This is a genomic window from Pseudoalteromonas sp., from assembly GCF_041629635.1.
Lineage (GTDB): Bacteria > Pseudomonadota > Gammaproteobacteria > Enterobacterales > Alteromonadaceae > Pseudoalteromonas.
Genome location: NZ_JBFKMX010000164.1, coordinates 1 through 6887 on the forward strand (window position 1 = coordinate 1; position 6887 = coordinate 6887).

Genomic DNA, 6887 nt, shown 5'->3' on the forward strand with positions numbered 1-6887 from the left:
CGACATTAAACTATTACCGCTGATTGAACAGGCGATTTTGTTGCATCATAAATTGATTGAAAATAAACCGATTGAGATTAAGGTGAATGTTGAGTCAACTGCCACTATAAACACTAATCATGATGCATTTAAAATGGTGTTAAGCAATTTAATTAGTAATGCGTTTCATCATACTAATGAAGGCACAATTTTGATTGAATATGGCAATAATCACTTAACAATTCGTGATTCGGGTTGTGGTATTGATAAGCAATTACTCAACAAAGTGTTTGATGCCGGGGTTAAAAGTGACAGTAGTACAGGTCTTGGCTTTGGCCTTGCGATTGTAAAACGTTTATGCAAACGCTTAGGTATTGATATAACAGTTAGTTCAGATAAACAAGGCACTGTTTTTACATTAAAATTTGCCAGTGCATGACAAGTATCTAGAGCGTGTTGACCTTTGCTGTCTATTTCTGCAGCAGTTTGTTTGGCATTTAGACGAGGCTGAGTGATTGTAGTGTAGTTATTTTACATAAATGAGCGATAAAGACTTTGTGCTCCTGCAAAGTTACCTTACCCTACATCCATGTAGGGCAACGCAGTATAAACGCCAAACAAGCGCTGCCTAAAAGGTTCAACCCAAAGCGTCTTGTTCTTTGTTGTCGCTTCTTGACTTAGCCCACTAGGACTTCAAAGCAACGCCGCGATCAAAAAGCTTTGGATTTGAACAGAATTTAGACCACAAAGATCAACACGCTCTAAAAACAAAAGGAAAATAATAATGAATAAATCACTCGCAACGGCGCTATTTACAGCGCTTTTATCTACCAGTGCGTTTGCTGCAAGTGAGCAGCCATTTTCTATCGCCATTCATGGCGGTGCTGGCACCATAGATAAAAGTAAATTTACACCTGAAAAAGAAGTGGCTTATCGCGCTAAACTGCAAGAAGCGGTAGAGGCTGGTTATAAAGTGCTTGAAAACGGTGGTGAAAGCTTAACAGCAGTGACCACAGCAATTAATATTTTAGAAAATTCGCCATTTTTTAATGCAGGTATTGGCGCTGTTTATACTTATGATGGCCACCATGAGCTTGATGCCTCAATTATGGATGGAAGCGACCGTCAAGCAGGTGCGGTTGCAGGGGTAAAACATATTAAAAACCCAATTGATTTAGCGCGTTTGGTGATGGAACAGTCAGTGCATGTGATGCTTAGCGGTGAAGGCGCTGAGCAGTTTGCTAAGAAAAACGGCATGGAGCTCGTTAATAACAGTATTTTTGATACTGAACACCGTTTTGAAGCGTTAGAGCGAGCCAAAAAGAAGCTTAACAAAACTGAAAACTACCAAGCTAATCATCGCGCTCTGCCTGAGCAATATAAAATGGGCACCGTCGGCGCTGTGGCTTTAGATAAACACGGAAACCTTGCAGCTGGCACCTCAACTGGCGGTATGACAGCAAAACGCTTTGGTCGTATTGGTGACTCTCCTGTGATTGGTGCAGGCACCTTCGCCGATAACCGCTCATGTGCGGTGTCTGCTACTGGTCATGGTGAATATTTTATTCGCTACAGTGTGGCATCAGATATTTGTGCTCGTGTGCAATATCAAGGCAAAACCATTAAACAAGCGGGCGATGAAGTTATTCATGATGTACTTAAGCCAATTGGGGGCACTGGGGGCGTAATTATTGTCGATAACAAAGGCAATATCAGTCTGCCATTTAACACCAAAGGCATGTACCGTGCATCTAAAATGGCGGGTAAGCCAACCTATGTGGCAATTTTTAAAGACGAATAGAGCTAATTTATTCGTTTAGTAAAATTAAAATAAGGGAAGCACATCGCTTCCCTTATTTTATGGTAATCAATTTGGTATTATTAGGCTTTTGAATTTCCGCTTTATTCTATCTATGGCTAATCCACAACAGCAACTGTATTCACTTCTAAAAAATTGCCTTAAAAAAGATCAGTTTCTCTTTAAACGCCGTCTTGATGGTGTCAAAAAAATAAGTGATGAAGCAAAACAGTTAAAAGTACTAACAACTATCACCCAAGATATTGAAAAAAGTATTGCCGCAAGAGAGTTACGCTTAAAGCAGCTACCTAAAGTAAGCTACCCAGAAAACCTGCCAGTCAGTCAGAAAAAAGACGATATCAAAAAAGCAATTAGTGAAAACCAAGTGGTGATTGTGGCAGGTGAAACCGGCTCAGGTAAAACCACACAGTTGCCAAAAATCTGTATGGAGTTAGGCCGCGGTGTTGCTGGTCTAATTGGCCATACTCAGCCGCGTCGATTAGCGGCGCGCAGTGTGGCTGCTCGTGTTGCTGAAGAAATTGGTACCACTATTGGCGATAAAGTGGGTTTTAAAATTCGTTTTAGTGACCAAGTTTCACAATCAAGCTATTTAAAACTAATGACCGACGGTGTGTTACTTGCGGAAATTCAACAAGATAGATTTTTAAACCAATACGACACCATTATTATCGATGAAGCGCACGAGCGCAGTTTAAATATCGATTTTATTTTAGGTTATTTGAAAAATCTGTTACCGAAACGCCCCGATTTAAAACTGATTATCACCTCTGCAACCATTGACCCTGAGCGATTTTCAAAACACTTTAATAATGCGCCGATTATTGAAGTTTCGGGCCGCACTTACCCTGTGGAAGTGCGTTATCGCCCGTTAACTGAAATCAACAAAACCGAAATGGAAGCCGAGGGCGATCAGCTGCAAGGGATTTTTGATGCGGTTGATGAGCTAATGCAAGCAGGGCCGGGCGATATTCTTATTTTTATGAATGGTGAGCGTGAAATTCGCGATACTGCCGATGCACTGGCAAAACGTGGCCTGGCGAACACAGAAGTGTTGCCACTTTATGCGCGCCTTTCAAATGCAGAGCAAAACCGCATTTTTGCCTCACACTCGGGCCGTCGTATTGTGTTATCTACAAACGTGGCTGAAACCTCGTTAACGGTTCCTGGCATTCGTTATGTTATTGACCCAGGTACGGCACGCATAAGCCGATATAGCTATCGTACCAAAGTTCAGCGCCTTCCAATTGAAGCTATTTCGCAGGCGAGCGCAAATCAGCGTAAAGGGCGATGTGGCCGTGTGGCGGAAGGTATTTGTATTCGTCTTTATTCAGAAGAAGATTTTTTAGGTCGCCCTGAATTTACCGACCCTGAGATTTTAAGAACAAACCTTGCTTCAGTCATTCTACAAATGCTTGCACTTGGTTTAGGTGACATTAGTGAATTCCCCTTTGTACAGGCGCCAGATAACCGAAATATAACCGATGGTCTTCGTTTACTTGAAGAAATTCAGGCAATTACACCGGTTACTCGGAAAAAGGATTATAAACTAACAAAAGCAGGTAAAGAGCTTAGCCGTTTACCTGTCGATCCACGTCTTGCCAAAATTGTTCATGCTGCCAATGGCTTTGATGCCATGTTTGAAGCCATTGTGATTGTGGCGGCCTTGTCGATTCAAGACCCGCGAGAGTTTCCACAAGATAAAAAAGCCAAAGCACAAGAAAGCCATGGCCGTTTTGCTGACAAAGACTCTGACTTTATTGCCTATTTAAATTTATGGCGCTACGTAGAGGAGCAACAACAAGCGTTATCACGTAGCCAGTTCAGAAAGCTCTGTCAAAGCGAGTTCTTGGCTTATATGCGTGTGCGTGAATGGCAAGATATTGTTTACCAGTTAGTGTCTACCTGTGAAGAAATGGGTTTTAAGATTAATCAAAATCCCAGTGATTATGAAGCAATTCATAAATCAATTTTGGCTGGTATGCTCAGCCACATTGGTATGAAAGACGATAACCAAATGTATACCGGGGCACGTCAAAGCAAGTTTTTTGTATTCCCAGGCTCTGGCCTTTTCAAAAAATCACCGAAATGGTTGGTGGCGGCTGAACTGGTTGAAACCAGTAAACTGTTTGCCCGTATTAATGCGAAAATCGATTTAACTTGGGTTGCACCGCTTGCTCAGCATTTAGTGAATCGCAGTTACAGTGAACCGCACTGGCAAAAGAAAACGGGTGCGGTTATGGCTTTTGAGCAACAAACTTTGTATGGCCTAACCATCGTTTCGCGTAAAAGCGTGCAATTTAATAAAATTGACGCCAAATTAAGCCGCGAAATTTTTATTCGCAGCGCACTTGTGGAACAGCAACTTGGCCAGAGTGAAAGCTTTTTAAACTTCAATCAAAAATTAATTGATGAAGTGCAAGATCTCGAACATAAAGCGCGTCGTCGCGACATCTTGGTAGATGAAGAAACCTTGATGGATTTTTACCACCAACGTTTGCCAGACACCATCACCAGCCGTGTCGAGTTTAATACGTGGTGGAAGAAACAGAAAAAAGCGGAACCTAAGTTCTTACATATGGATAAAGCGGCATTAATGCAACATGATGCTGCGCATATTAGTAAAGAAAATTACCCAGACGTTTGGCAGCAAAACAACCTGTTTTTACCACTTGAGTATCACTTTGAACCAGGACAGGCGCTTGATGGCGTGGTAGTGCAAATTCCATTGGCCTTGTTAAACCAAGTTGAGAACACCGGGTTTGATTGGCATATTCCGGCGTTTCGTCATGAATTAATTACTGCGCTGATTAAATCACTACCAAAAACCACACGCCGTAACTTTGTGCCAGCACCGAATTATGCTGATGCAGTAATGGCTTCGCTTGAGCCAATGCAGGGCAGTTTTATTGAGGCTATTAGTAAACACTTATTGCGCATGTCGGGTGTGACGATTAAAAGCCAAGAATGGGATTTTGGTGCATTGCCGGCTTATTTGAAACTGCAATTTGCGGTGAAAGATGAAAACAATAAGTTACTTGCCAGCGGCTTTGACTTAGATGAACTTAAAGAAAAACTTAAAGGTAAAGTCAACGATAACCTTGCCAAAGTGGCAGAGAAGGGCATTGAACAAAGTGATTTAATTGAGTGGTCGTTTGGCGAACTGCCTTCGTCCTACGTACAAAAGCAAGGTCAATACGAAGTCAAAGCCTATCCAGCACTTGTTGATGATGGTAAAGCAACCAGCATTAAGTTGTTTGATGCCAAAGAAAAAGCGGATGAGGCACATTTGAAAGGCTTGCGTCGTTTAGTGCTATTAAATATTCCATCGCCAATTAAATATTTACAGCAAAAGTTACCAAACAAAGCCAAGCTAGGCCTTTATTTTAATCCGTTTGGTAAAATTAATGAACTTATTGATGATTGCATTGCGGCTGCGGTTGATAGCATTTTAGCGTCGAATAGTAATATTCGTGATGAACATTCATTTAATAATGTCAAAGAAACCATTCGTGGCGAACTCGGCGATGCTGTTGTAGCCATTGCCCTTGATGTTGAAGCGGCACTGAGTTTGGTCAGTAGCCTTAACAAGAAACTCAAAGGCAAATCGGATTTCACCATGATCATGGCGCAAGGTGATATTAAGGAGCAGCTTTCGAAACTGATATTTAAAGGCTTTGTAACAAGGCATGGTGCGGCGCGCATTAAAGATGTGATTCGATATCTAAAAGGCGTAGAGCGCCGATTAGAAAAACTGCCTATTGACCCACATCAAGATAAATTAAAAATGCTGGATGTTGTAAAGGCACAACAGATTTTAAAAGAGGCCATTGGCAAGGCGCGCTCTAATACAGAAAAGCATAAACTTGACGAAATCAGGTGGATGATAGAAGAGTTACGCATTTCTTTATTTGCCCAGAATTTAGGAACAGCGTATCCTATCTCGTTGAAGCGTATACAAAACGCGATTAAAGAGTGCGGTTCTGAATAAAAACGGCATGAAATGTAAATTTTTTGTTATTGGAAAACGCATTTTGCTGTGGTAATAATAGTCCTGCGACAGGAAGTTTAGGGGAAATCTAATGTTGTATGAAGATAAACGTAATTTTTTTCGTATGCTGGTAAATGCAGAAGCACAACTTGTTATTTTAGACTCCGCTACAGGAAGAAAAATTGATGGGGTGTGTCGCGATTTAAGTGCCAGCGGTATGTCGATAGAAATTGATGAACCTATAGAAGTAGCTACACAGGTAAAAGTGCGAATTGATGCCACTAATAACAGTGTACCTTCACTAGATGCATTAGCAAAAGTAGTGCGGTGCAGTGAAGTAGAAGAAAAAGAATATTTACTTGGCTTAGAAGTATTAGAGATAAATTAATAAAGGAGTAATAGCTCCTTTTTTAATGAGTTTCAGTACTTACAGTGAAACTTAATAATTGATTAGCTTTCATTTTTCGTTACTTAAGTTTTTAATGTTTTAGTGATATCTGTTTAAATAAAGGGATTAATTATGAGATCATGGATTATCATTTTATTTGGTTTGCTGGCATCAGGGTATTTTACGGATGTGTATTCAGATTCAACGATGCAAGCAATTGTTTGTCCACTTATTTTCACACTATTAATTATCATTTCAATCGTCAAAGCAGCAATTACCACGAGTTTTGCTAGTGACCGCAGTAGTGCAGATAGTAGCGGATTTTTAGGCGGCGGTGGCTTTATAAGTGGCAGTGGTAGTTCAAGTGGGAGTAGTGATTGTTCAGGAGGTGGCGGGGATTGTTAATACCGAACCAGATGAAATTAACAGTCAGATCCATTTATAGGATCTGACAGGTTTTAAGCTTAAAGCACTTTACAGATAAGGCCTTTTAAGTAGAACCCTTCAGGGTACTCACCGGCAATAGGATGATCGGGCGCTTGGTTTAAGCGCTCCATAATACGTAGTTGACGGCCTGCATCGAGTGCGGCATCTGCCACCACTTTTTGAAAAAGATTTTGTTCCATTAAGCCAGAACACGAGAATGTAAGTAACGTGCCACCGGGTTTTAGAATTTGCATCGCAATCATATTAATGTCTTTATAACCACGACA

General features: G+C 41.0%; 5 protein-coding genes and 1 pseudogene. 5 read left to right on the forward strand and 1 reads right to left on the reverse strand.

Going from position 1 to position 6887, the window contains the following annotated elements; genetic code table 11:
• The 5 genes from ABYD77_RS16685 to ABYD77_RS16705 all read left to right on the forward strand — a co-directional run.
• Nucleotides 1–418, forward strand: a 418-nt coding sequence (locus ABYD77_RS16685; protein WP_372771234.1) for a sensor histidine kinase, incomplete at its 5' end; no start/stop codon positions are given.
• 345 nt (nt 419–763) lie between these two features.
• Entirely contained in the window at nt 764–1780 is a 1017-nt protein-coding gene (locus tag ABYD77_RS16690; protein WP_372771235.1) for an isoaspartyl peptidase/L-asparaginase family protein, read from the forward strand.
• Nucleotides 1781–1892: 112 nt separating this feature from the next.
• A complete protein-coding gene (gene hrpA / locus ABYD77_RS16695; protein ID WP_372771236.1) occupies nt 1893–5786 on the forward strand; it encodes an ATP-dependent RNA helicase HrpA in 3894 nt (1297 codons plus the stop codon).
• Nucleotides 5787–5877: 91 nt separating this feature from the next.
• Nucleotides 5878–6174, forward strand: a complete 297-nt coding sequence (locus tag ABYD77_RS16700; protein ID WP_372771237.1) for a PilZ domain-containing protein — start codon at nt 5878–5880, stop codon at nt 6172–6174.
• A gap of 132 nt (nt 6175–6306) precedes the next feature.
• Nucleotides 6307–6579 carry a hypothetical protein gene (locus ABYD77_RS16705; protein WP_372771238.1) on the forward strand — a complete coding sequence of 91 codons (273 nt, stop codon included), beginning with the start codon at nt 6307–6309 and terminating at the stop codon, nt 6577–6579.
• A 59-nt stretch (nt 6580–6638) separates the two neighbouring features.
• Here ABYD77_RS16705 and ABYD77_RS16710 read toward each other — a convergent pair.
• Nucleotides 6639–6887, reverse strand: a pseudogene (locus tag ABYD77_RS16710) (23S rRNA (cytosine(1962)-C(5))-methyltransferase RlmI); the annotation flags it as partial.